The sequence below is a fragment of the Mariniflexile maritimum genome, assembly GCF_009746565.1.
GTDB classification, from domain to species: domain Bacteria; phylum Bacteroidota; class Bacteroidia; order Flavobacteriales; family Flavobacteriaceae; genus Mariniflexile; species Mariniflexile maritimum.
The window spans coordinates 1-1,153 of sequence record NZ_WRPN01000036.1; the positions used below are offsets into that span (position 1 = coordinate 1).

Annotated in this window: 1 protein-coding gene; it reads left to right on the plus strand. The window is 27.1% G+C overall.

Annotated features, from left to right (window positions below):
* A partial coding sequence (locus tag GQO80_RS15705; protein WP_232333211.1) for an alpha/beta hydrolase occupies window positions 1-1,023 on the plus strand: 1,023 nt, incomplete at its 5' end.
* Between the last annotated feature and the right edge of the window lie 130 nt (window positions 1,024-1,153).

The window sequence follows — 1,153 nt, forward strand, 5'->3', positions numbered from 1 at the left end:
ACGTTGGCATTAATTATGAAAAGAACATTCTTACTGATTTTATTGATTTCTTTTTTAAGAATAAATAGCCAAACCATTTTTGAATATGAACGGGAAATAAATGAAAAGGAAAATTATAAATATCAAGAAATAGAGTTTGAAAACACTGATGAGAACATAAAACTTTCAGGAACTTTAATAACTCCTAAATCGGATTTCGATAAAATAATAATAATTGTTCCTGGAAGTGGAAAAGACACTCGTTATTCACACCCAAAAATTGCGGAAAATTTTTTAAAGAATAATATTGCTGTATACCGTTTTGATGAAAGAGGTGTTGGTAAATCTGAAGGTGATTATACTCAAAAGGTAAGCCCTCTAAAAAATGATTTAAATTTTTGTATAAAAAATTTAAAAAACATTGATGTATTAAAGCATAAAAAAATAGGTGTTTTAGGACATAGCCTTGGAGGAATGGCAACAATAGGAATATTTGAAACACAACAGCCAATTGATTTCCTTATTCAAATGTCAACTCCTATAAACGTAGGTGAAGACTTCAAAAATAAAGTTTCTGTTATATTGGAATTATATAAAGAAAACAAAAAATCCGTTAAGGAAACTAAAGAATTAATTGATAAATTCAATTATATAATTCACTCAACGGATGATTATGATAAAATTATAAAGGAATGTGAAAAAGTTAGAAAAAAATTTAAATTCCCAAATTATATTTCTAAAGCATATTTAACTCCGAATATGATAGATTTCATTAAACTTGAAACTGAATCATATTACAAAAATATTAATATACCATTACTATATATTATTGGAGCAAATGACGAGCAAATTGATGTACAATATGGAATTGAAAAATTACAAGGGTTTAAAAATAAATTTATTTCAATCAAAGTTCTTGATGATATGGACCATTATTTGACATTAAACAACGGAGAATGGAACAAAACAAAACAAAGTGAAATCAGAGAAATTAATAATATTGCTTTGAACGAAATTATTAGTTGGATATTACAAAATAACTAATGCCAACACAGTGTAAAAATAATTGCTTGGTTCTTGCCTACTTGGAAAATCCTACGGATTTTCCTCTGGTTCGTTCCATTTTTAGTAAGTTAGTTGCTTGCACACGCAACTATCCTTACACATCAACGTT